We start from the raw sequence: 24,026 nt of genomic DNA, 5'->3' as shown, positions 1-24,026 counted from the left end.
AGGTTGATCACCGTTTGACGGTATTTGCCCGCCCACTGTTGCCCAGTTGATGCCCTTCGCTCTGGTGTCGCCCCGCAGGCCCCCGATAGCGTGTTGCTGCCCTTCCGCACCCCACGCCGCACAGGAGCCCGCCGTGAACCGCCGTCCCCGCCTGCTTGCAACAGCCGCCGTCGGCGCGACAGCCGCGCTGCTCCTGACCGCCTGCGGCGGCGGCGCCGACGAATCCAAGGGCAACGACAAGATCGCGGGAGCGGACACCGGCGAGAAGACGTCGGCTTCGCCCAGCGCGAGCGCGTCGGAGGCGGCGGGGCGGCCGGAGATCACGTTTCCTTCCGGAGTTGCCAACGTCTTCGAAGAGCAGAAGACGGGCAACGCCACGAAGGACGCGGTTCTCGCGGACAATGCGCTCAGCGTCAATTCCATGGATGACGCGATCTTCAAGGGCAGCGTGGACACGAAGGCCCTGGGCTTCTACAACTCCGGCAAGGCGCTCAACGCGGCCATCAGCTATGTCCAGGGGTACCTGGACAAGGACGACACCTGGATCGGGAAGACCCGATATTTCGACCGTAAGGTGGCTCTTTCGGGAAGCAATACCGCGACGGTCGTGTACTGCTCGGACGAGAGCAATTCGTTTCTGAAGAACCGCAAGACCAAGAAGGTCGCCAAAACGCCTACGACGGCTGACAGCTACGTGCTTTACAACACCAGGCTCGTGAAGAACGCGCGGGGCGTTTGGCAGACGACCGACATCATCTCGGACCGGGGGGCCAAGACATGCCAGCCGTGAAGCGACCGTCCAGGACGACCATTGCCGTAGCATTGCTGGCTTTGGTCGCGTTGACTCCGACGGCTGCCTACGCAGGAGGCCGGGGCGGCAACGGCAACGTCGGCCAGACCGATGCGCACGGTGACTCCGACGGCAACGGAAACCTCTCTTCCACGGCTGGCGTCGTGGTCTTCGACCGGTCCAACAACGGCTCGGGTAGCTCTTCTGGCGCCGTGACGTCTTCTTCTGGGACCTGGACTCCTCCCGCGTGCTACTACGCCCCGAAGTACACACCGGACCAGCTGCAGAAGTACCTGGAGCCGATCTGGAACGCCGAGTCGACTGGTCCTCAGTGGGATGCCGAGCAGCGCGACAAGTATGTGAACGGCGGCGAGGCCAAGGACTTCAACAAGGACAAGGCCGACAAGGGCTACTGGTGGGACTCGTACGTCACGAAGGGCCGCGAGGGCGACCCGGGTGCGCTCAAGTGCACCAAGTCCATTTTCTGGGTGGACAAGGGTGCTGCTCCGCCGGCGGACGCCCCTGAGGCGATCACGCCGGAGATCCTGGCCCAACTCGCGTACGCGGAGATACGCGTGCCATCGACCAAGGTCGATCTGGCTCCTGCGGGAACGACGAAGGTGAATCTGCCGACGTGGGCGTGGCTGGACACGGCGAAGTTCAAGCCTGTCTCGGTGACGGCGTCGGTACCCCTGCTCAACGTGTCGGCGACGACAACCGCCGAGCCGGTCTCGCTGAAGATCGATGCGGGGACGCCGGACGCGACGACGTATCCGGCGTCGGGGGTCTGCGAGATAGCGGGCGACCACATCGGTGAGGCGTATGCGAAGGGCAAGGCGAAGGAGACGCCACCCTGTGGGGTGAAATATCTGCGTTCGTCGGGGGGCGGATCGTTCAAGCTACGGGCGACGATCACGTGGAAGGTCCACTGGACAGGGACGGGTGTTGCCGCTGCGCAGGATCTGCCCGACGGCACGTTCGGTGCTGAACAGAACGTGGTCGTGCAGGAGATCCAGTCCGTCAACCGCTGAGCGCGGGCGGGGAGCCTGACGCGCGCTGACCAGGGCACCGCGGACGGGAGGCTGCCCGCCGACCGGAAGATACCCTTCTGGTTTTGGTGTGCGATCGAGGAGTGGGACGCGTGGCAGAGCGCCTTGCCGTTGACGGGGACGAGCTTGAGCACTTCATGAAGATGCTCAACAAATCCGCCGATTCGTTGAAGGGGCTGCGCAAAGCCTTGAGCGACGGGACGGTCGCGGGCCTTGGTACGGATGACTTGGACTCGGCGTGCGAGGACTTTCAGGAGGACTGGAAATACGGCGCCGAGGAGATCGGTCAGCAGACCGAGGACCTGGCGAAGATCGTGGGTCAGAGCAAGGACAGCTACCGCGAGGTCGACAAGGCGCTGGAGGAAGCGCTGAGGAAGCCCAAGGGCACGCGGGGGAAGGGTACGAAGTGACCTACGCCCCCGGAATCGAGACCGACCCGTCCCCGGACTCCGCCGCTCGGCGCAACGGCGACCTTCCGCAGGGCTTGAAGTCCTCGCCGTACGACCCCACCATCCCAAACCCGAACTACCCCCACCTTGGGTTCAATCCGGTTCCGGGTAGCACTGACACCGTGCGTGCCCTGCACAAGAAGCTCGGCAACTGCGCCAAGGTGCTCGAAGAGACGCATGGCCTGGTGACGAAGCTGATGGAGGGCAGCTACTGGAAGGGTGACGCGGCTGTTGCCTTCCGGGAGCAGCTCGATGGCGGGCCATTGCCGTTGAACCTGAAGAATGCGGCGCACTCCGTCCGCAAAGCAGCCAGGCAACTTGACCGCTGGGAGTCAGAGCTCGATGACTTCCAGCGGCGGGCCAAGCGGCTGGAGGAGGACGCCAAAGAGGCGCAGGCTGCGGTGGATTCGGCGCAGGGTCGCGCGAGCAAGGCGGGTGGCGACGCCGATCTGCACAAGAAGGGCAGCCGGGGGGACTCGGCCCAGAAGGCGCTGACGCATGCGAACAGTGCGGTTGACGATGCCAAGGACGAGCTGGAGCAGATTCGGGGCAAGGCACGGAAGCTCGCGGAGGAGCACGAGGACAAGGCCCGCCTCCGGGCCGGCAAGATCCGTGACGCCACGAAGAAACTCGCGCCCCACGAGCCGGGCTTCTTCGACGAGGCCCTGGACTGGATCACCGACAACCTGCCGGACATCCTCAGCTGGACAGCGGCGGGCCTGGGGCTCATCGCCTTGTTCGTCGTCACAGGTGGAATGGCAGCCGCAGTCCTGTTGCTGGCAGCGTCTGTGTTGAGCGCGGGTGCCGTCAGCCTGCGGCTTTCAGATCCTGCCGTGCGTGCGTCCTTGTGGGACGGTCTCAGGTACGGAGAGTTCGATGCGGATTTCTTCAGCAACGCGATCGGGTTGGCTGCCGACGGCCTAGGCATGCTCCCCGGTATCGGAGCGGTAGGAAAGGGTGCGGCGGGCGCGCTACGCGGTGCCCGGGGCGCGGAGGAAGCGCTCAGTCTTGGGCAGAAGCTGAGCCTATTCGGAGAAAAGACCATGGCCGGCGCGCAAGAGTTCGCTGATCTCAAGAACCCTCTGTTGGACAAGGTGATGGTGAAGGCCCCGCAATTGGCCAGGGCTGTCGAGATCGGCGAGAAGGCCGCACCGTGGGCGGGGTTCGCCACAGCTACCTACGGTCTTGCAGCCAACTTGACCGACACTCTCGATAACGACACTGCAGCGAAGATCGGTACCACGCTTGACGGGACGTTTTTGGGTCCTGTCGACGGGGGCGAGACGATTGATCTCCTGCGACGTGCCTTCCAGTGAACCGGCCCGGGTCATCGTGCCAGGCACCTCCCAATGAAAGCAGCTGACATGAATCCCACCGATCCGTCGACCGCCTGGGGGTACCTCCCTACACGTCGTGCGTGGCGCAGGCATATGGTCATGAATGTAGTGGGGCTCTTTTGTTGGGCCGGTGCATGGGTGGCATTGCTCGGGATTTCTGTGAGGTCCCCGGGATGGTTTGCGTGGATCTTCATGCCGTACTTCCTGTACGGGTTCTATCGAGTCTTCGTGCAGCTCTCCTATTTTCCGTGGGCTTTTCGTATGCGTCGAATTTTCAAAGAGTATCCCTGGTCAATCCTCACGGATATCCCCAGGGGTCTGGGGAAGCATCCGCAAGCCAGCGACGATGGCATGTGGTTTGAGTTCCGGAATCCGGATAACCTTGATGAGAAGGTTCCGCTGGTTTTCATCAAGCATCAACGGTCGCATTGGTGGATGAAGCGGATTGGCGGTCCCCGAACCAAGGCTGCCTTGAAGGCGGAGATCGAGCCGGTTTGGTTCTCCGGTGATCCTCGATTCGTCGGAGTTGTCGCCGCGCCCTCCAAGGACGGGTGCCTTCCTGCGCGTTTGCATGTGTTGTATCAGCACACGGCATTCGGCCGGTCATCTGTTACTCCTGCGTGGACCGTCAAAGTGGAGGACGTAGAGCGAGCACGTTGTGCCGGTGCCCAGCTGTCGGCCTCGATTCCGCAAGCACAGAAGCTCTGAAGGCTATGACCACATCGTCCTTCACGCTCCATCCGAGCGTTTTCGATCCAGGTCCGGGTATCTGGTTCGCTGTTCCGGCCGGCTTCACGCAGGTGCCTCTCGATGCCCTTTTGGAGGCAGCGGGTGAAGTCCACGAGGGCCGTCTCCCTGCGGCGCTGGCCCCTTTGCTGGAGTCCGCTCCAGATGAGGTCGCGCGAAACCGGCTCATTGCTCAGCTCGGCCCAGTCGAACAGATGCTCCGGAACCTCACATCGGAAGGGACAACTCATTGCTCGCTGGGGCTGCACCGAGACGATACGAGTGGGGAGAGTAGCGGTCCGCTCCTCTCCTTCCTGACCGTCACCTGGGTGCATACGGCCTGGGCCCCCCGTAGGGTGACAGTTGCCCGAGTCGTGGCCACGGCTCACGGCCATTCAGAGGTCGGCTACACAGAACTTCCCTGTGGGCCAGCCGCTTTCAGCGAGATCGTGCGCACACCACGGGCAGAATCGGGCCTGCCACGGAGTCCCCTGTTGCAGATCCACGCGCATCTTCCCCACCCGGATGGCAGGAGCCTCGCCATCCTCACTCTCAGCACCGTCTCGGTGGTTCATCGTGAGCACTATCGAGCGGTTCTCCGCGAGATCGCGGGGCTGGTCAGCTTCGACGACCCGCTCGCCCCCGATCCCCCTGAAGGGGCCGACGCTGCGCGAGAGTGAGCGCCCACGCCCCCCGGTCAAGCCCCAGTAAACCGCCCCCTCCGCGCTTCTACGCACCCCCACCCCCATGAAAAGCTGGCCCCCGTTGCTGGTGTGAACGTGGTTGAAGTTCGGGAGTTGGGGGCGGAATGGGTAAGCGGCAGGTTCGGCAGATGTTCCGGTTGATGGCCACGGGGGAGGCCGTGCAGCTCACCAGCCCCATGGCCTCCGTGAAGAAGCTCGCCCGAATCGCCTTCCTGGCGCAGCAGTTCGGGTACGAGTACGCGGACGTGCGGCAGGGCAGCGGGCGCAACAACGCGCTCACCATGCTCATCGTTCCCGACCCCGCCCCGCAGGCCCAGGCTCGCGCCGCGCAGAACTGGGCCCAGTATCCGAAGGCCGGCGACGGCGTTTCCCTCCCGCCTGTCGTGCCCGACGCCCTCGAACTCCTCAAGGCCCGGATCAACTTCGACCTCACCGGCAAGAACGCCGAGAAGCGGATGCGTTACGGGTTCGTCGGTCTCACCGTCGCCTGTGTCGTCCTGGGCGTACGGACCGGCGGTGACTCCGTCGCCTGGACCGTCGCCGGAATCCTCTGGGCCGTCCTCATGGTCGTCCTCGGCATCGGAATCGTCGTCACACGCAAGCGCAACGCCAAGTTCGCGGCCCGGCTGCAAGCGGCCGGATTCGCTCCCGTGACGGAGGAGGGCGGGCGCGTGCGGTACCTGCCGCCGACGGCCGGACACGGCGGATACGCCGGTTACGGAGGGCACGGAGGGCAGTCCGGCGCCGGATACGGAGGGCAGGCCCCCGGCCCGTACGGCCCCTACGGCGCTTACTCCCCCCAGACCCCCCTCAGCCCACCCGCTCCGCACATCCCGCAGGGCCCCTACGCCCAGCCTGCCCCGCACATCCCGCAGGGCCCCTACGCCCAGCCCGCTCCGCACACCCCGCAGGGCCCCTACGCCCAGCCTCCCGCCCAGCCGGGCCACCCCGCCCAGGCCACCCCGTACGCCCCGCAGCCCACCACCCCCACTCAGGCCCCCACCCCGGCCAGGGGCCCGTACAACCCGGCCGGCACCGTGCCGCCCCAGCACACCCACCCCTCCAGCCCCAACCCCTACACCAGCCCCTCTCAGCCCCAGCCGCCCGCCCAGCCGTAGCTCAGGCCCGACCAACGCCGTCCTTCCACCCTCCGCTCCGCCAGCCCCCATCTCCCGTCCGCGCCCGCCTCCGCCGCCCCCGGGCGAGCCGTATACCTTTCCCCCGCCTCGCCTCCCGCTCCCGCTCGTCCTCCCGGTCATCCCGGATCTCCTCGGCCCCACTCCGATGTCTGCCGTAACAACCCCGACATCGCGGGGAACCCTGGCTGTCATGGGGCGTTGACAGGCTCCCGGTCATTCGTGGACGGATGACAACCCCCACCCGGTGGCTGACGCACTCGGCCCCGGACACGATTTGACGAGTGCGAGGCGAGCGCCGGTTTATGTACGACGAACAGCAGGGGTTGGATCGAGGGGCCGGGGTTGTGCCCGGGCCGCTCTCCGGGTTCACCGTGGGGGTGACCGCCGCGCGTCGGGCCGGGGAGCTCGGGACGTTGCTGCGGAGGCGGGGGGCCGCCGTGGTGCACGGGCCCGCCCTGCGGATCGTGCCCCTCGGCGATGACAGTGAACTGCGCACGGTGACCCAAGAGTTGGTCGAGCGGGGACCTGATGTCGTCGTGGCCAGTACCGCCGTGGGCTTTCGGGGGTGGGTCGAGGCCGCCCAAGGGTGGGGGCTCGGTGAGGAGTTGCTCGCGCGGCTGGGGGAGGCCGAGTTGCTGGCCCGGGGGCCCAAGGTCAAGGGCGCGATCCGGGCCCAGGGGCTGACCGAGGCGTGGTCGCCGGTCTCCGAGTCGATGTCCGAGGTGCTGGGACGGCTGCTCGACCAGGGAGTCGAGGGTCGCCGTGTCGCCGTACTGCTGCACGGTGAACCGCTGCCCGGGTTCGTCGAGTCGTTGCGCGCGGCCGGCGGCGAGGTCGTGCCCGTGCCGGTGTACCGGTGGATGCCGCCGCAGGACATCGGGCCGGTCGACCGGCTGCTCGACGCCGTCCTCACCCGTGGCCTGGACGCGGTCACCTTCACCAGCGCGCCCGCGGCCGCTTCGCTGCTCTCCCGAGCCGAGGACCGCGGGCTGCGCGCGGATGTCGTCGCCGCCCTGCGCCACGACGTGCTGCCCGTCTGCGTCGGCCCGGTCACCGCGCTGCCGTTGCAGGCCGAGGGCGTCGAGACCGTGCAGCCCGAGCGGTTCCGGCTCGCGCCGCTCGTGCAGGTGCTCTGTCAGGAACTGCCGGGAAGGGCCCGGGTGTTGCCCGTCGCCGGGCACCGGATGGAGATTCGCGGACACGCGGTGCTCGTCGACGGGGCGCTGCGGCCCGTACCGCCCGCGGGGATGTCGCTGCTGCGGTCCCTCGCCCGCCGGCCCGGCTGGGTGGTGGCGCGGGCCGAACTGCTGCGCGCGCTGCCCGGCGCCGGACGGGACGAGCACGCCGTCGAGACCGCGATGGCCAGGCTGCGTACGGCACTTGGAACGCCCCGGCTGATCCAGACGGTGGTCAAGCGTGGCTACCGGCTCGCACTCGACCCGGTCGCGGACTCCAAGTACGCCGACGTCTGAGGGCGCCGGAGCAGATACAGCGCGCGGGTGAGGCAGGCCAGCGCGACGGTCGAGAGCACGGCTCGTACGACGTTCCAGGCCACCCAGGTGTCCTCGAAATGGCCCCGCACGGCGGCGGGATCGGCGATCCGGGCCGGGGCGCCGGCGGTCGCCAGGGCGTCGTTGAGCGGGACGTTCACGGCCACGGTGACGACGAGGACGAGCGCGTAGGCGGCGAGGGCGGCGAACACCCACCACCGGTTCGGGGCACCGCGCGACCGCCAGGCGGCGACCGCCGTCAGGGCGAGCGCGCCCAGGAAGCTGAGGAAGAACACCGGGTTCTGGATCACATCGTTGATGTTCTGCATGACCGCGATGAAGACGCGGTCGTCGCTGCGGGCCAGGGCCGGCATGATCGCGCAGGCGAAGATGTAGAAGACCCCGGCGATCAGGCCCATCGCGACGGTCGCCGCCCCCAGGACGCCCGCTGCGGTGCCGCGCCGCCCTGTACCGGAGTCCGCGGGGTGCGTGGGGTTCGTGGTGTTCGCGTCGGTCGTCATGTCCGTCAGTCAAGCGGTCCGGTCCGACGGGTGACATGGCCGAGGAGCGCGGCCGCATACGCGGGCGTCCACCCTTTCGCCGGCGCGGAGCCGGGCTGGGACACGGCCGGTGCGCGGGTGTCGTGAACGTGTCCGGTACGGGGCGGTACGGAGTCTTCCGGCACGGCGTGCGGGCGTGCACTGTAGGAGGGACCACGGCGGGTGACCCCAAGGCGGTGACAGGCGCATGGCAGCGGGCACGGCCACAGCCTCGTACGACCTGCGGTTCGACTCCGGGCGGATCTGCCTGGACCTGACGACCACCACCCATCCCGACGAACGGCTCGACTCCGCGGGCCGGTTGCGGGCCTGGGTCGTCGCGTCGGGGCTGGTTCCCGCGGCCACCCCGCTGACCGCGGTGGACACCCTGTGGCTGTTCGCCTTCCGGGAACTGCGCGGCCACATCTCCCAGTTGGTGCGCGGCGAGCTGGACGGCCGGCCCGCCGACAACGCGCTCGCGCGGGTCAACGCCGCGGCCCTTGCCGCGCCGCCCGCTCCCTGGGCCGTCCGCGCCGACGACGGCTCGCTACGCCGCCGCTTGCACACCGAGCCCGGCTGCGCCGAACTGCTCGCCGTGGTGGCCCGGGACGCCCTCGATCTGCTCACCGACCCTGCTGCGCGGGCGAGTCTGCGACAGTGCGAAGGTGACAACTGTCCGATCGTCTACCTGGACACCTCGCGTGGCCGGCGGCGACGATGGTGTTCGAGCGAGGTGTGCGGCAATCGGGAGCGGGTGGCCCGGCATCGCCGCCGGGCGGCTCTGGCCCGCGCCTGATCGCACCCGTCCGTGATCATTCTGTGACCACAGGTGATCGATACACTTCCTTTTCGCTGTCTTCACAACTCAAACAGAAAAAACCCTGTGCACTTTGAACACCCGCGTACCAGCACACGTACCCGGTGATGAGCGACCGACTGGGGGAACCCCCGGACACCGGAGGTAGGCGTGCGCAAGGATTCCGCCGTGGCTGATGAACGCAGGCCAAGGGCCCGACATCGCATGTCTCAGCAGTCCTCGTCGACGGAACCCGACGAGGAGCTGATGCGTGCGCTGTACCGGGAACACGCGGGGCCCTTGCTGGCCTACGTGCTGCGGCTGGTCGCAGGCGACCGGCAGCGCGCCGAGGACGTCGTGCAGGAAACACTCATCCGTGCCTGGAAGAACGCCGGTCAGCTCAATCGAGCGACCGGTTCGGTACGCCCCTGGCTGGTGACGGTCGCCCGACGCATCGTCATCGACGGCCACCGCAGTCGGCAGGCCCGGCCGCAGGAGGTCGACCCGTCGCCGCTGGAGGTCATCCCCGCGGAGGACGAGATCGACAAGGCGTTGTGGCTGATGACACTGTCGGACGCGCTGGACGACCTGACCCCTGCTCACAGGGAGGTACTGGTCGAAACATACTTCAAAGGGCGTACGGTCAATGAGGCGGCCGAAACCCTCGGCATACCCAGCGGCACCGTGCGCTCCCGGGTGTTCTACGCCCTGCGGTCGATGAAGCTGGCGCTGGAGGAGCGGGGGGTGACGGCATGAACACGTACGGGGGTTACGGAACGGGTGGTCCGGGAGCCATGCAAGGTCCGCGGGGACAGCAAGGCCCCGGTGACATCCACGAGACCGTCGGCGCCTACGCGCTGGGCATTCTCGACGACGCCGAGGCAAGCGCTTTCGAGGAGCATCTGGCGACCTGCGAGTGGTGCGCCCAGCAGCTCGACGAGCTGGCCGGTATGGAACCGATGCTCGCCGCGCTCGCCGACCTGCCCGCCTCGCAGGGCAGCCCGGCCATCGCCGAGTCCCTCTCGGCCCGCCCGAGCCCACGGCTCGCGGAGCGGCTGGTGGACGAGGTCGCGGTACGCCGCGCCCACAAGCGCAGGCGAGGAATGTACCTGGTCGCGGCCGCGGCCGCGCTGATCATCGGCGGCCCGCTGACCGTCATGGCCGTCAACGGCGGCAGCGACAGCGGTACGAACATGCCGCAGGCGCACGCGACCAGCCCCGCCAAGGCCGCCTTCGACGTGATGACCGACAAGACGCAGGCCACGGACCCGACCACCAAGGTCAACGCCGTCGTCGCCGTCGAGCCGAAGGACTGGGGCACCCACGCCGTCCTCCAGCTCAAGAACGTCAAGGGCCCGCTCAAGTGCTCCCTGATCGCCGTCGGCAAGAACGGCGAGCGCGAGACGGTCACCTCCTGGGCGGTCCCGAAGTGGGGCTACGGCATCCCCAACGCCAAGGCCGAGGAGGCGAAGCAGCCGCTCTACGTGCACGGAGGCGCGGCCTTCACGCCGAACCAGATCGACCACTTCGAAGTCATGACCTTCGACGGCAAGCGACTCGTCGAAGTGGACGCGTGAGCGAACCCCGGGCGCGCACGTAGCCCGGCGGGCCCCCCTTCGCGTACGGTTGACGGCTGCCCAGCACGTCAGAAGGGGGCCCGGTGGCCGCTCAGGCTCAGCAGGAATCCGCGGTCGGTTCGGTCCGTCCGTCCGCAGCGGAGAAGTCCGCCCAGGACGACTCCGTACGGGACCGGGAGATCGGCGTCGAACAGCAACATCTGGACCGGGTCTACCGGCGCCTCGAGGAGAAGATCCATGAGGCCGAGTTCCTCATGAACGACGCCGCCCAGCGTGGTCAGGTCGGCACGCCGGGGGCGCTCGCGGAGCGGGACGCACAGGTGTTCCGCGCCGGAATCCACCTCAACCGCCTCAACAACGAGTTCGAGGACTTCCTCTTCGGCCGGATCGACCTGCTCCTCGGGAAGGACGGCAAGAAGGGCCCCGACGGCGCGTACACGGCGGTCGAACCCGCGGACGGCGCGGTCCGCGAGGACAACACGGCCGACATCGCGGAGACGCTCCACATCGGCCGTATCGGCGTCCTGGACGCCGACTACTCGCCGCTGGTCATCGACTGGCGGGCGCCCGCGGCGGCCCCGTTCTACCGCTCCACCCCGGTCGACCCGGGTCGGGTCGTGCGGCGGCGCGTCATCCGCTCCAAGGGCCGCAAGGTCCTCGGCGTCGAGGACGACCTGATGCGCCCCGAGCTGACGGCCGCGCTGGACGGCCGCCGGCTCTCCGTCATCGGGGACGGCGCGCTGATGGCCGCGCTCGGCCAGGCCCGCAGCCACTCCATGCGCGACATCGTGGCGTCCATCCAGGCCGAGCAGGACCTGGTGATCCGCGCCCCCGCCGCCTCCGTGACCTACGTCGAGGGCGGCCCCGGCACCGGCAAGACCGCGGTGGCCCTGCACCGGGCCGCCTACCTCCTCTACCAGGACCGCCGCCGGTACGCGGGCGGCATCCTGATCGTCTCCCCGACCCCGCTGCTCGTCGCCTACACCGAGGGCGTGCTGCCCTCGCTCGGCGAGGAGGGCCAGGTCGCCATCCGCGCGATCGGCTCGCTCGTCGACGGCGTGAGCGCCACGCTGTACGACTCTCCGGCGGTCGCCCGCGCCAAGGGCTCGTACCGGATGCTGAAGGTGCTGCGGAAGGCCGCCCGCGGGGCCCTGGAGACGCCGGCCGGAGCGAACGGACCGAACGGGCCGGGCGGCTCCCGCGGCGCGTCCTCCGGGCAGCTCGCCTTCGGCGAACCGGACACCGCCCCGGCCGGACCTCCCACCCGGCTGCGGGTCGTGGCCTTCGGACGCCGGATCGAGCTGGAGTCCGCCGAACTCGACCGCATCAAGCAGAACGCGCTCGGCGGGACCGCGCCGGTCAACCTGCTGCGCCCGCGCGCCCGCAAGCTGCTGCTCGACGCCCTGTGGGCGCGGTCGGGCGCCGGGACCCGGCACAACGACCCGGAGCTGGCGGCCGAGCTGCGCTCATCGTTCGACGAGGACGTCACCTCCGAGGACAGCTTCCTGACGTTCCTGGACGCCTGGTGGCCCGAGCTGACCCCGCGCGGCGTGCTGACCGCGATGGCCGACGAGCGGCGGCTCGGACGCTGGGCGCGGCGGATCCTCAACCCGGGCGAGGTGCGCCGGGTGGCGCGCTCGCTGAAGCGGGACGGCCTCTCCGTGCACGACGTGGCGATGCTCGACGAGCTCCAGGCGATCGTCGGGACGCCCGCGCGGCCCAGGAAGCGGCGCGACCTGGACCCGCTGGACCAGCTCACCGGCCTGGAGGAGCTGATGCCGGTGCGCGAGGAGACGCAGCGCGAGCGTGCCGAGCGGCTGGCCCAGGAGCGCACCGAGTACGCGCACGTCATCGTGGACGAGGCGCAGGACCTCACGCCCATGCAGTGGCGGATGGTCGGCCGCCGCGGCCGGCACGCCACCTGGACGGTCGTCGGCGACCCGGCCCAGTCGTCCTGGTCCGACCCCGACGAGGCCGCCGAGGCGCGCGACGAGGCCCTCGGCACCCGCCCCCGGCGCCGGTTCACGCTCACCGTGAACTACCGCAACCCGGCCGAGATCGCCGAGCTGGCCGCCAAGGTCCTCGCGCTCGCGATGCCGGGCTCGGACTCGCCCTCCGCCGTCCGGTCCACGGGCGTCGAGCCGCGCTTCGCCGTCGTCCGGGAGTCCCTCGCGCAGACCGTGCGCGCGGAGGCCGCCCGGCTGCTCGACCGGGTCGACGGCACGGTGGGTGTCGTCGTCGCCATGAACCGGCGCGAGGAGGCCGCCCGCTGGCTCGCGGGGCTCGGGGACCGGGTGGTGGCTCTCGGCAGCCTGGAGGCCAAGGGACTGGAGTACGACGCGAACGTGGTCGTGTCGCCCGCGGAGATCGCGGACGAGTCGCCCGCCGGGCTGCGGGTCCTGTACGTCGCCCTGACGCGGGCCACCCAACAGCTGACCGTCGTCTCCAGCGACCGCGACGATCCCGACGCGTCCGGCGTCCCCGACCTGCTCAGGGACTGACCCCGTCCGCTCCGGCCGTTCCCGCCCGCACGCCCCGCCGAAAAAGAACTCCCGGGACGGGAATTGCCTTACGGGGATCCTTTGTTACCTTTGACGTGACACCGGCCCGATCCAAGCCCCCGGGCCCAACCTTCGTCGCTACGAGCGACCACTTGCCGCGAGGCGAGCATGGCGGGTCGGTGTCATTGAACGTCGTCCTCCCCGGAGGACCTGAAGAGGCCCACGTCACCCCGTGACGTGGGCCTCTTTCGTTGCCCGAACGATTCTCGTATGGTGGAATCCGTTTTCCGAAGTCGCTGGCCCCTGGCGAACAAAACGTTCGCAATCCGGGGCGACTACCACGTACTCAGGGGTAGGTGCGACGATCGGACGGCACAAACGCAGTGACACGGTAAAAGCAGAGGAAGTCGGCCATGGCAACGGCGCCCAGCGTCTCCTACTCGAACACGGTCCGGCTGGAGGTGCCCGCGAGCGGAACGGCGGTCTCCCAGCTCACCACGGCCGTCGAGTCCAACGGAGGCTCGGTGATCGGCCTCGACGTGACCGCATCCGGTCACGAGAAGCTCCAGATCGACGTCACCATCGCGGCGACCTCCACCGCGCACGCCGACGAGATCGTCGAACAGCTGCGTCACATCGAGGGCGTCACCCTCGGCAAGGTCTCCGACCGTACGTTCCTCATGCACCTCGGCGGCAAGATCGAGATGCAGTCCAAGCACCCGATCCGCAACCGTGACGACCTCTCCATGATCTACACCCCGGGCGTGGCCCGGGTGTGCATGGCGATCGCCGAGAACCCCGAGGACGCCCGCCGCCTCACCATCAAGCGCAACTCCGTTGCGGTCGTGACGGACGGCTCCGCCGTGCTGGGCCTCGGCAACATCGGCCCGAAGGCCGCGCTGCCCGTCATGGAGGGCAAGGCGGCGCTCTTCAAGCGCTTCGCCGGTATCGACGCCTGGCCGCTGTGCCTGGACACCCAGGACACCGACGCGATCGTCGAGATCGTGAAGGCCATCGCCCCCGGCTTCGCGGGCATCAACCTGGAGGACATCTCCGCGCCGCGCTGCTTCGAGATCGAGGCCCGGCTGCGCGAGGCGCTCGACATCCCCGTCTTCCACGACGACCAGCACGGCACGGCCATCGTGGTCCTCGCCGCCCTGACGAACGCCCTGCGTGTCGCGGGCAAGGCCATCGGTGACATCCGTGTCGTCATGTCCGGCGCGGGCGCGGCCGGCACGGCCATCCTCAAGCTGCTGATCGCCGCCGGTGTGAAGAACGCCGTCGTCGCCGACATCCACGGCGTGGTGCACGCGGACCGCTCCGACCTCGTCGCCGCGGCCCCCGACTCGCCGCTGCGCTGGATCGCCGACAACACCAACCCCGAGGGCCTCACCGGCACCCTGAAGGAGGCCGTGCGCGAGGCGGACGTCTTCATCGGCGTGTCGGCCCCGAACGTGATCGACGGCGACGACGTGGCCCGGATGGCCGACAACGCCATCGTGTTCGCGCTCGCGAACCCCGACCCCGAGGTCGACCCGGCGATCGCCCGCCAGACGGCGGCAGTTGTCGCCACCGGCCGCTCGGACTTCCCCAACCAGATCAACAACGTCCTGGTGTTCCCGGGCGTCTTCCGTGGCCTCCTGGACGCCCAGTCGCGTACCGTCAACACGGAGATGATGCTCGCCGCCGCGACCGCGCTCGCGGACGTGGTGACCGAGGACGAACTCAACCCGAACTACATCATCCCCAGCGTCTTCAACGACAAGGTCGCGGGCGCGGTCGCCGGAGCGGTGCGCAACGCCGCGAAGGCGGCGGGGGTGACGGACGCGGCCGGTACGACCGCGTAGCCGAGCGGGCCGGGCAGGGCCGCGGGACCGGCCGGAAGCGGCCGGTGGCCCGCCTGTGACGGGCGCCACGACCGCCCGCAACCCGGCGCGTCGCGGAACGCGGGGCCGGTGGCCGCCTCTATGGTGGCGGCCAGGCTCAGGCCTCGCAGGCCTTTCCGTGTGACCCCCAAGGGTGTTCGTGTGACTCCCAGGGGTGCCGGATTGGCTTTCCCGCCGCAGGTGGGGGCAGGATGCGTATTCGGGCGCGACGGTCCGGCTACGGACCCGGGTCCGGGGGCAGACCGAGGACCCTGGCAGCATCGGCTTCACTGTGCCGGATATGCGGCTCCGCCGCGTGGCACGCCTCAACAGCAAGAAGAACACGGGAGTAACGACATGAACCGCAGTGAGCTGGTGGCCGCGCTGGCCGACCGTGCCGAGGTGACTCGCAAGGACGCCGACGCCGTTCTGGCCGCTTTCGCCGAGACCGTCGGCGAGATCGTCGCCAAGGGCGACGAGAAGGTCACCATCCCCGGCTTCCTGACCTTCGAGCGCACGCACCGTGCCGCTCGCACCGCGCGCAACCCGCAGACCGGCGACCCGATCCAGATCCCGGCCGGCTACAGCGTGAAGGTCTCCGCGGGCAGCAAGCTCAAGGAAGCCGCCAAGGGCAAGTAGGTCCTGGCCGGTACGGTCCCGTAGGCACGGGACGCGTACGAGGCGCGGAACGCCGATGGGGCGGCCCCTTTCAGGGGGGCCGCCCCATCGTCGTACGTACCGCCCGCTGTCGGCCGGGCGCCGGCCGGAGCCGAGAGGCTCGGTCAGCCGAGCGCCTTGCCGGGGAGCTCGACCTTCGCGCCGAGTTCGACCAGCTTCTCCATGAAGTTCTCGTAGCCGCGGTTGATCAGCTCGATGCCGTGGACCCGGGACGTGCCCTGGGCCGCCAGCGCCGCGATGAGGTACGAGAAGCCGCCGCGCAGGTCGGGGATGACCAGGTCGGCGCCCTGGAGCTTCGTCGGGCCCGAAACGACCGCGGAGTGCAGGAAGTTGCGCTGCCCGAATCGGCAGTTCGAGCCGCCGAGGCACTCGCGGTAGAGCTGGATGTGCGCACCCATCTGGTTGAGCGCGGAGGTGAAGCCCAGCCGCGACTCGTACACCGTCTCGTGGATGATCGACAGGCCGGTGGCCTGCGTCAGGGCGACGACCAGCGGCTGCTGCCAGTCCGTCTGGAAGCCGGGGTGGACGTCCGTCTCCAGGGCGATGGACTTGAGCTGCGAGCCCGGGTGCCAGAAGCGGATGCCCTCGTCGTCGATCTCGAAGGCACCGCCCACCTTGCGGTAGGTGTTCAGGAACGTCATCATCGACCGCTGCTGGGCGCCGCGGACGTAGATGTTGCCTTCGGTCGCCAGGGCCGCGGAAGCCCAGGAGGCGGCCTCCAGACGGTCCGGGAGGGCCGCGTGGGTGTAGCCGCCGAGCGTGTCCACACCGGTGATGCGGATCGTCCGGTCGGTGTCCATCGCGATGATGGCGCCCATTTTCTGCAGGACGCAGATCAGGTCCTCGATCTCCGGCTCCACCGCCGCGTTCGAGAGCTCCGTGACGCCCTCCGCGAGCACCGCGGTCAGCAGCACCTGCTCGGTCGCGCCGACCGAGGGGTAGGGCAGCTGGATCTTGGTGCCGCGCAGCCGCTGCGGGGCCTCCAGGTACTGGCCGTCCTCCCGCTTCTCGATCTTCGCGCCGAACTGGCGCAGCACCTCGAAGTGGAAGTCGATCGGCCGGCCGCCGATGTCGCAGCCGCCGAGGCCCGGGATGAAGGCGTGGCCGAGGCGGTGCAGCAGCGGGCCGCAGAAGAGGATCGGGATGCGCGACGAGCCCGCGTGGGCATCGATGTCAGCGACGTTCGCGCTTTCGACATGGGACGGATCGAGGATCAGCTCGCCGGGTTCCTCACCCGGACGGACGGTCACACCGTGCAGCTGCAGCAGGCCGCGCACGACACGCACGTCGCGGATGTCGGGGACGTTGCGCAGTCGGCTCGGACCACTGCCCAGGAGGGCGGCGACCATGGCCTTCGGTACGAGATTCTTCGCACCGCGGACACGGATCTCGCCCTCAAGCGGGGTTCCGCCGTGGACAAGCAGGACATCGTCGTTGACGGTCATGTATCTCGCGTTCCGATGAGTTGGGCAGGTGTGAGTCGTCGGCAGGCCGGTCGTACGGGAGCCGAACAGCAAGGGTAATGGCCGCCCACCCCCCCTCTGTAAGCCCGCGGACCCCTCAGGTGCGTCATAGCTTTGCCACAACACGAACCGTTCCGAAACGGGCACGCGGGGTCACCACCCCCGGCGCGCGCGCTCGGCGCCCCGTTGCGCCCTGAGCTGCATTCACTCGCGTACGGGTATTGGCTCCCCATGGGACGGGAATGTGCGGGATCATGTCTGGCATGACCGAGGTGTCCTCGCTCACAGGACGGCTGCTCGTGGCCACGCCCGCCCTGGCGGACCCGAACTTCGACCGTGCGGTGGTGCTGCTCCTCGACCACGACGAGGAGGGCTCCCTCGGTGTCGTCCTCAACCGGCCGACGCCCGTGGGCGTCGGGGACATCCTGGCGGCCTGGGCCGGCCTCGCCGGTGAGCCGGGTGTGGTGTTCCAGGGCGGGCCGGTCTCGCTGGACTCGGCGCTCGGGGTCGCCGTCATCCCGGGCGGGGCGTCGGCCGAGCGGGCGCCACTCGGCTGGCGGCGGGTGCACGGAGCGATCGGTCTCGTCGATCTGGAGGCCCCGCCGGAACTGCTCGCCTCGGCCCTCGGTTCCCTGCGCATCTTCGCCGGATACGCCGGCTGGGGCCCGGGCCAACTGGAGAACGAGCTGGGCGAGGGCGCCTGGTACGTCGTCGAGTCCGAGCCGGGGGACGTCTCGTCGCCGGCCCCGGAGAGGCTCTGGCGCGAGGTCCTGCGCCGCCAGCGCAGCGAGCTGGCGATGGTCGCGACGTACCCCGACGATCCCTCCCTGAACTGACCCCGGCGCGCCCCCGCGGCTCCTTGGAGTGGCACCCGACCCTTCCCTCAACTGATGGCTCCGGGCCCCAGTACCCTTGGCTCCATGAGCACTCTTGAGCCTGAGACCCAGCCCCAGCGAGGCACGGGGACGGGGACCCTCGTAGAGCCGACGCCGCAGGTGTCGCACGGCGACGGGGACCACGAGCGCTTCGCCCACTACGTCCAGAAGGACAAGATCATGGCGAGCGCGCTGGACGGCACGCCCGTCGTGGCGCTGTGCGGCAAGGTGTGGGTGCCGGGCCGCGACCCGAAGAAGTACCCCGTGTGCCCCATGTGCAAGGAGATCTTCGAGTCCATGGGCGCCGGCGGCGACCAGGGCAAGGGCGGCGGCGACAAGAAGTAGTAACGCCCCGGCCTTCCCCGGCGCAGTACGCCGCGTGGACCTCGCACGGCCGCGGTGCCCCTGACGGGGGGCGCCGCGGCCTTGTCGTGCGCGGGGTGGGGCGCGAGGGGGGTGTGTGGAGTTGTTGCTGCGAGTCCTGGGCGCGGCCCTCGGCAGGGTGGGGTGCGGCCCGGAGGCCGAGCGATTCGGTCCCCGTCTGCGAAGGCGGACGGCGGAGACGCGCGCCGCGAACGACGGGCTGTACGGCGAGGGGGGCCCGGAGGCGAAGGACGTGGCCGAGCTGGCCATCGCCCTGTGCGGGATGGCGACCGGCGCCTGCGGCATGCTTCTCGCGCGGCAGGGCGACGTCGGTCACCCGCTGCCGACGTGGACCGTCGTGCTCGCCGTGGCCCTGCTCGCGTCCCTCGTGTTCGTCGGCGCCGGGGGCCTGTTGCGGTGGTGGTACGGGCAGCGGTTCCTCAGGGGAGTTCTCCTGCCTCATGCGCTGGTGAAGCTCGAGTGTGCCGTTGCGGGCGTCCTTCTGGGAGGTGCCGTCCTGCTGGCGATCGGGCAGGCGGCGGAGCGGCAGTGGGCGGCCCTGTCCCTCGGTGGTCATGCCTGGTTGTTCGTCGCGTCGATCCGCGCCTTGTCCGTGATGAGCAGGCGGGCCGCGGGGCGGGCCACCCGTGAGGAGCGGGAGGAGAAGGGTGACGGGGAGGGTGTCGAGGGCTGAGCGTTGCACGGAGTGCGTCGCGTGGTCACAGAGTGGTTGAGACCTCTTGTGGGCATGTTCATGTACTCCATAGCCTCCGGGGTGTTGTGCAGAGCAAAACCGCCATTGCGCATGTTGCAACGCGCGCAACCCCCACCGGAGGACGCTCGATGAAGCTCTCTGCTCCCAGAATCCGCGCGGCCCGGACGGCCGCCGCCCTCGCGGCCCTGGTCGTCGCCACCGCCTGCGCCCCCCAGGCTTCCGACAACTCCTCGTCCGGCAAGGACGAGAAGAGCGGCACCCTGCGGGTCTGGCTGTTCCAGGAGGTCGGCAACAAGCCCAAGGAGAAGGTGGTCGACGCGGCCGTCGCCGCCTTCGAGAAGGCCCACGAGGGCGCGCGGGTACACGTCGAGTACATCCCCGTGGAGACCCGCGCCCAGCGCATCAAGGCCGCCTTCAACGACCCGAAGAGCGCCCCGGACGTCATCGAGTACGGCAACACGGACACGGCCGGTTACGTCAAGGACGGCGGACTCGCCGACGTCTCCCGGGAGTTCGCCGCCTGGGACGAGGCCAAGGACACCGACCCGACCGCACGGCAGTCGGTCACCGTGGACGGCAAGGTCTACGGCGCCCCGTACTTCGTCGGCGTCCGCGCCCTGTACTACCGCACGGACGTCTTCAAGGAACTGGACCTCACCGTCCCGAAGACGCAGGCCGAACTGGCGGCGACCGCAGGGAAGATCCACGCCGCGAAGCCCGACCTGTACGGGCTCGCCGTGGGCGGCGCCTACACCTACGGCGCGATGCCGTTCATCTGGGCCAACGGCGGCGAACTCGCCCGGGGCAAGGGCGGCTCCTACGCCTCCGCCATCGACAGCGCCGAGGCCCGGAAGGGCATCAAGGCGTACACCTCGCTCTTCGGCGACACCAACTGTCCCGCGGCCAAGTGCGCGGGCATGGGCGGCAACGACACGGTGACCGCCTTCGCCTCGGGCAAGGCCGCCATGGCGATCGGCGGCGACTTCAGCCACGCGGCGGTCGAGGCCGGGACGGTGAAGGGCAAGTACGCGGTGGTACCGCTGCCCGGTGTGAAGGCCGGCTCGGTGGCGCCCGCGTTCGCGGGAGGCAACAACCTCGGCGTACTGAAGAGCACCACGCACCGCACGCTCGCCGTCGACCTGATGGAAGAGCTGGCGTCCAAGAAGACGCAGAGCGAACTCTTCGACGCGATGGGCTTCCTGCCGACCTACACCGATGTGCGCGAACAGGTCGCCGACCGCGAGCCCTTCGTCGCGCCGTTCGTGAAGACCCTCGCCTCCGGCGCCAGGTTCGTGCCGGCCTCGCCCGCCTGGGCGCAGATCGACGCCTCGCTGGTCCTGCCGACGATGTTCCAGGAGATCGTCAGCGGCAAGAAGGACGTGGCGAAGGCTTCCGAGGACGCGGCGAAGAAGATGAACGACGCGTTCAGCTCCGCGGGCTGAGCCGATGGCGACGCCCGACACCCTCGCTGAGCGCCCCGGACGGGGGGCGGTCACCCGGACCGTCCCCCGCCCCGCGGGGCGCCGCGCCCGCGGACCCGCCGCCGGCCCCTCCCCGCGCGGACGGGCCGGCTGGACGCCCTGGCTCTACCTCGCCCCCGCCCTGGTCGTCCTCGGCGGCCTGCTCGTCTACCCGATCTACCAACTCGGCCTGATCTCCTTCCTGGAGTACACACAGGCCCAGGCCAGCGGAGGGCAACCGACCACCTTCGTGGGCTTCGGCAACTACACGGAGGTGTTCGCCGACCAGCAGTTCTGGCAGGTGCTCCTCGCCACCGTGCTGTTCGCCGCGGCCTGCGTGGTGTCGACACTGGCCACCGGATGCGCGCTCGCCGTGCTGCTCACCCGTGTACGGGCCCTGCCGCGGCTCGCGCTGATGCTGGCCGCGCTCGGCGCCTGGGCGACCCCCGCGGTCACCGGATCCACGGTCTGGCTGTTCCTCTTCGACCCCGACTTCGGCCCCGTCAACCGGGTGTTCGGGCTCGGCGACCACTCCTGGACCTACGGCCGCCTCAGCGCCTTCGCGCTCGTCCTGCTCGAAGTGGTCTGGTGCTCCTTCCCGTTCGTGATGATCACGGTCTACGCGGGCATCCGCGCCGTACCCTCCGAGGTCCTGGAGGCGGCCGCCCTGGACGGCGCCTCGCAGTGGCGGATCTGGCGGTCGGTGCTCGCGCCGATGCTCCGGCCGATCCTGGTGGTCGTCACCATCCAGTCGGTCATCTGGGACTTCAAGGTCTTCACCCAGATCTACGTCATGACGGGCGGCGGCGGCATCGCCGGGCAGAACCTCGTCCTGAACGTCTACGCCTACCAGAAGGCGTTCGCCGCATCCCAGTACAGCCTCGGCTCGGCCATCGGCGTCGTGATGCTGGTACTGCTGCTCACGGTCACGCTGGTCTATCTGCGGCTGCTGCGCCGCCAGGGGGAGGAACTGTGAGCCTGCTCAACGGTGTTGTCCGGCGCCCGCGGCGCCCGCGGCGTCCCTGGCGGCTCGCCGCCGAGACGACCGCCCTGCTCGTCGCCGTCGTGGTCGCCTTCCCCCTCTACTGGATGGTGCTCGGCGCCTTCAAGCCGGCCGGGGAGATCGAGTCCACCGCGCCCCGGCCCTGGACGGCCTCACCCACGCTGGATTCCTTCCGCCGTGTCTTCGGGCAGCAGGAATTCGGCCGCTACTTCCTCAACAGCCTCGTCGTGGCGGGCTCCGTGGTGATCGCGTCGGGGCTCATCGCGTTTCTCGCCGCGACCGCCGTCACGCGATTCCGCTTCCGATTCCGGACCACCCTGCTGATCATGTTCCTGGTGGCCCAGATGGTGCCGGTCGAGGCCCTGACGATCCCCCTGTTCTTCCTCATGCGGGACGCCGGGCAGCTGAACACGCTGGGCTCGCTGATCCTGCCGCACATCGCCTTCTCGCTGCCCTTCGCGATCTGGATGCTGCGCGGTTTCGTCAAGGCCGTTCCGGAGGCGCTGGAGGAGGCCGCGTACATCGACGGCGCGAGCCGCGCGCGATTCCTCTGGCAGATCCTTTTCCCGCTCGTCCTCCCGGGCCTCGTGGCCACCAGTGTGTTTTCCTTCATCTCGGCCTGGAACGACTTCCTGTTCGCCAAGTCCTTCATCATCAGCGACACCTCGCAGTCCACCCTGCCGATGGCCCTCCTCGTCTTCTACAAGCCGGACGAACCCGACTGGGGCGGTGTGATGGCCGCTTCCACGGTGATGACGATTCCGGTGCTGATCTTCTTCGTTCTCGTACAGCGACGACTCGTCTCCGGCCTCGGCGGAGCGGTAAAGGACTGATGGACATGATGGATACGGGCCTGATTCCGGCACCCCTCGCCGTCGAGGGCGGCGGGCGCGGGGCGTTCACCTTCGGCGTGGACACCACGCTGTCCGCCGGGCCCGGCACCGAGGGCACCGAACGCTGGCTGCGCTCGACGCTCGGCGCCGCCCTCGGACTGCCCCTGCGACCTGCGCCGCAGGACGCTCCGGGCGGGGTGCGGCTGCTCCTCGACGACACCCTGGGAGCGGAGGCGTACCGGCTCGACATCAGCGACGCCGGCGCCGAGATCCGGGGCGGCGACGCGGCCGGGGTGTTCTGGGGCGCGCAGACACTGCGTCAACTCCTCGGCCCCGACGCCTTTCGCCGCGCCCCCGTCGGCCCGGTGACGTCCCGGGAAATCGCGGCGCGCACCATCGAGGACGCTCCCCGATTCCGCTGGCGCGGTCTCATGCTCGACGTGGCACGGCACTTCATGCCGAAGGAAGGCGTCCTGCGCTACCTCGACCTGTTGGCCGCCCACAAACTCAACGTCTTCCACTTCCACCTCAGCGACGACCAGGGGTGGCGTGTCCAGATCAAGCGTTACCCGAAGCTGACGGAGGTCGGTTCCTGGCGGGCCCGCACCAAATTCGGCCACCGGGCCTCGCCGCTGTGGGACGACAAGCCGCACGGCGGCTTCTACACCCAGGACGACATCCGCGAGATCGTCGCCTACGCGGCCGACCGGCATATCGCCGTCGTCCCGGAAATCGACATCCCCGGGCACTCGCAGGCGGCCATCGCCGCGTATCCGGAACTGGGCAACACCGACGTCATCGACACGACCTCCCTGGCCGTCTGGGACAACTGGGGCATCGCCAAAAACGTACTCGCCCCCACCGACAACACCCTGCGCTTCTACGAGGGGGTCTTCGAGGAACTCCTCGACCTCTTCCCCGCCGACCCCGCGCGCTTCCCGGAGTTCTCCGGCTTCTTCCACATCGGCGGCGACGAGTGCCCCAAGGACCAGTGGAAGGAGTCGGCGACCGCGCAGGCGCGCATCAAGGAACTCGGGCTCGCCGACGAGAACGCCCTGCAGTCCTGGATCATCCGGCACTTCGACAACTGGCTCTCCGAGCGCGGGCGTCGGCTCATCGGGTGGGACGAGATCCTGGAGGGCGGACTCGCGCCGGGCGCCGCGGTCTCCTCGTGGCGCGGCTACCAGGGCGGGGTCACGGCCGCGCGCGCGGGCCACGACGTCGTCATGTGCCCCGAGCAGCACGTGTACTTGGACTACCGCCAGGCCGCGGGGGAGGACGAGCCGGTGCCCATCGCGTACGTGCGCACCCTGGAGGACGTCTACCGCTTCGAGCCCGTTCCCTCGCAGCTCACCGAGGCGGAGGCGCGGCACGTGCTGGGCACGCAGGCAAACCTGTGGACCGAGGTGATGGAGGACCACACGCGCGTGGACTACCAGGCGTTCCCGCGGCTCGCCGCGTTCGCCGAGGTCGCCTGGAGCCGTCTCCCGGCGCCCGCCGAACGGGACTTCGCCGGGTTCGAGCACCGGATGACCGACCACTACGCGCGCCTCGACGCCCTCGGGGTGGGCTACCGGCCGCCGGCCGGACCGCTGCCGTGGCAGCGGCGGCCCGGGGTCCTCGGACGCCCGATCGAGGGAGCGCCCCCGAACGTGTGAGGCGGCCGCGGACCGG

The 24,026-nt window shown here is 69.4% G+C and carries 23 protein-coding genes; 21 read left to right on the top strand and 2 right to left on the bottom strand.

Annotated features, from left to right (window positions below; translation table 11 throughout):
- Positions 1-133 precede the first annotated feature (133 nt).
- The 8 genes from ACIRQH_RS23025 to ACIRQH_RS22990 all read left to right on the top strand — a co-directional run bounded on the left by ACIRQH_RS23025 (position 134) and on the right by ACIRQH_RS22990 (position 7,666).
- Complete coding sequence (locus tag ACIRQH_RS23025) at positions 134-790, top strand: hypothetical protein (RefSeq protein WP_404226899.1); 657 nt, start codon at positions 134-136, stop codon at positions 788-790.
- Entirely contained in the window at positions 778-1,821 is a 1,044-nt protein-coding gene (locus ACIRQH_RS23020) for a hypothetical protein (protein WP_404226898.1), read from the top strand. Before ACIRQH_RS23025 ends, ACIRQH_RS23020 begins: the two co-directional genes overlap by 13 nt.
- Before the next feature lie 110 nt (positions 1,822-1,931).
- Positions 1,932-2,249 (top strand): type VII secretion target, encoded by a 318-nt coding sequence (locus tag ACIRQH_RS23015; RefSeq protein WP_358815046.1) that lies wholly within the window; start codon positions 1,932-1,934, stop codon positions 2,247-2,249.
- Entirely contained in the window at positions 2,246-3,604 is a 1,359-nt protein-coding gene (locus tag ACIRQH_RS23010) for a DivIVA domain-containing protein (protein ID WP_404226897.1), read from the top strand. Before ACIRQH_RS23015 ends, ACIRQH_RS23010 begins: the two co-directional genes overlap by 4 nt.
- A 213-nt stretch (positions 3,605-3,817) precedes the next feature.
- Positions 3,818-4,333, top strand: a complete 516-nt coding sequence (locus ACIRQH_RS23005) for a hypothetical protein (RefSeq protein WP_404226896.1) — start codon at positions 3,818-3,820, stop codon at positions 4,331-4,333.
- 512 nt (positions 4,334-4,845) lie between these two features.
- Positions 4,846-5,031: a hypothetical protein gene (locus tag ACIRQH_RS23000; RefSeq protein ID WP_404226895.1), complete on the top strand. Its 186-nt coding sequence runs from the start codon at positions 4,846-4,848 to the stop codon at positions 5,029-5,031.
- Positions 5,032-5,195: 164 nt separating this feature from the next.
- On the top strand, positions 5,196-6,173 hold the full coding sequence (locus ACIRQH_RS22995; protein ID WP_404226894.1) for a hypothetical protein: 978 nt from the start codon (positions 5,196-5,198) through the stop codon (positions 6,171-6,173).
- Between the two features lie 323 nt (positions 6,174-6,496).
- Positions 6,497-7,666, top strand: a complete 1,170-nt coding sequence (locus ACIRQH_RS22990; RefSeq protein ID WP_388866335.1) for a uroporphyrinogen-III synthase — start codon at positions 6,497-6,499, stop codon at positions 7,664-7,666.
- Here the strand turns inward: ACIRQH_RS22990 and ACIRQH_RS22985 are convergent.
- Positions 7,615-8,205, bottom strand: a complete 591-nt coding sequence (locus ACIRQH_RS22985) for a DUF1772 domain-containing protein (protein WP_388931282.1) — start codon at positions 8,203-8,205, stop codon at positions 7,615-7,617. The two genes, ACIRQH_RS22990 and ACIRQH_RS22985, sit on opposite strands and share 52 nt — an antisense overlap.
- 226 nt (positions 8,206-8,431) lie before the next feature.
- Here ACIRQH_RS22985 and ACIRQH_RS22980 point away from each other — a divergent pair, with 226 nt between their 5' ends.
- From ACIRQH_RS22980 to ACIRQH_RS22955, 6 genes are all read left to right on the top strand, one after another.
- Positions 8,432-9,019 carry an ABATE domain-containing protein gene (locus tag ACIRQH_RS22980; RefSeq protein WP_358815040.1) on the top strand — a complete coding sequence of 196 codons (588 nt, stop codon included), beginning with the start codon at positions 8,432-8,434 and terminating at the stop codon, positions 9,017-9,019.
- Positions 9,020-9,244: 225 nt separating this feature from the next.
- Positions 9,245-9,775, top strand: coding sequence for a sigma-70 family RNA polymerase sigma factor (locus tag ACIRQH_RS22975; RefSeq protein WP_037619265.1), 531 nt, complete (start codon positions 9,245-9,247; stop codon positions 9,773-9,775).
- Positions 9,772-10,596, top strand: coding sequence for a zf-HC2 domain-containing protein (locus ACIRQH_RS22970; RefSeq protein ID WP_358815039.1), 825 nt, complete (start codon positions 9,772-9,774; stop codon positions 10,594-10,596). Before ACIRQH_RS22975 ends, ACIRQH_RS22970 begins: the two co-directional genes overlap by 4 nt.
- 83 nt (positions 10,597-10,679) lie before the next feature.
- The gene (locus ACIRQH_RS22965; protein ID WP_388931279.1) at positions 10,680-13,097 is read left to right on the top strand and encodes a HelD family protein; all 2,418 of its coding nucleotides are present in this window, start codon (positions 10,680-10,682) and stop codon (positions 13,095-13,097) included.
- A gap of 413 nt (positions 13,098-13,510) precedes the next feature.
- Positions 13,511-14,944, top strand: a complete 1,434-nt coding sequence (locus ACIRQH_RS22960; RefSeq protein ID WP_358815037.1) for an NAD-dependent malic enzyme — start codon at positions 13,511-13,513, stop codon at positions 14,942-14,944.
- Positions 14,945-15,319: 375 nt separating this feature from the next.
- A complete protein-coding gene (locus ACIRQH_RS22955) occupies positions 15,320-15,601 on the top strand; it encodes an HU family DNA-binding protein (protein ID WP_007382399.1) in 282 nt (93 codons plus the stop codon).
- A gap of 143 nt (positions 15,602-15,744) precedes the next feature.
- On the opposite strand, the gene murA is transcribed toward ACIRQH_RS22955, so the two are convergent.
- A complete protein-coding gene (gene murA, locus ACIRQH_RS22950) occupies positions 15,745-17,085 on the bottom strand; it encodes a UDP-N-acetylglucosamine 1-carboxyvinyltransferase (protein WP_355862824.1) in 1,341 nt (446 codons plus the stop codon).
- Between the two features lie 281 nt (positions 17,086-17,366).
- On the opposite strand from murA, the gene ACIRQH_RS22945 reads away from it, so the two are divergent.
- The 7 genes from ACIRQH_RS22945 (at position 17,367) to ACIRQH_RS22915 (ending at position 24,010) form a co-directional block, all read left to right on the top strand.
- The gene (locus ACIRQH_RS22945; protein WP_358815035.1) at positions 17,367-17,939 is read left to right on the top strand and encodes a YqgE/AlgH family protein; all 573 of its coding nucleotides are present in this window, start codon (positions 17,367-17,369) and stop codon (positions 17,937-17,939) included.
- An 84-nt stretch (positions 17,940-18,023) separates the two neighbouring features.
- Complete coding sequence (locus tag ACIRQH_RS22940; protein WP_081217546.1) at positions 18,024-18,323, top strand: DUF3039 domain-containing protein; 300 nt, start codon at positions 18,024-18,026, stop codon at positions 18,321-18,323.
- Positions 18,324-18,438: 115 nt separating this feature from the next.
- Positions 18,439-19,035, top strand: a complete 597-nt coding sequence (locus ACIRQH_RS22935) for a hypothetical protein (RefSeq protein WP_388931276.1) — start codon at positions 18,439-18,441, stop codon at positions 19,033-19,035.
- A gap of 149 nt (positions 19,036-19,184) precedes the next feature.
- On the top strand, positions 19,185-20,498 hold the full coding sequence (locus ACIRQH_RS22930; RefSeq protein WP_388866319.1) for an extracellular solute-binding protein: 1,314 nt from the start codon (positions 19,185-19,187) through the stop codon (positions 20,496-20,498).
- Positions 20,499-20,502: 4 nt separating this feature from the next.
- A complete protein-coding gene (locus ACIRQH_RS22925; RefSeq protein ID WP_404226893.1) occupies positions 20,503-21,492 on the top strand; it encodes a carbohydrate ABC transporter permease in 990 nt (329 codons plus the stop codon).
- Positions 21,489-22,352, top strand: coding sequence for a carbohydrate ABC transporter permease (locus tag ACIRQH_RS22920; RefSeq protein ID WP_404226892.1), 864 nt, complete (start codon positions 21,489-21,491; stop codon positions 22,350-22,352). Before ACIRQH_RS22925 ends, ACIRQH_RS22920 begins: the two co-directional genes overlap by 4 nt.
- On the top strand, positions 22,352-24,010 hold the full coding sequence (locus tag ACIRQH_RS22915; protein WP_404226891.1) for a beta-N-acetylhexosaminidase: 1,659 nt from the start codon (positions 22,352-22,354) through the stop codon (positions 24,008-24,010). Before ACIRQH_RS22920 ends, ACIRQH_RS22915 begins: the two co-directional genes overlap by 1 nt.
- Positions 24,011-24,026 lie beyond the last annotated feature (16 nt).

It is taken from the genome of Streptomyces sp. NPDC102279 (assembly GCF_044766365.1).
In the GTDB taxonomy this organism is placed as follows: Bacteria; Actinomycetota; Actinomycetes; order Streptomycetales; family Streptomycetaceae; genus Streptomyces.
Note: the sequence above shows the minus strand (reverse complement) of the source record. Positions and strands in the feature narration are given on the sequence as shown.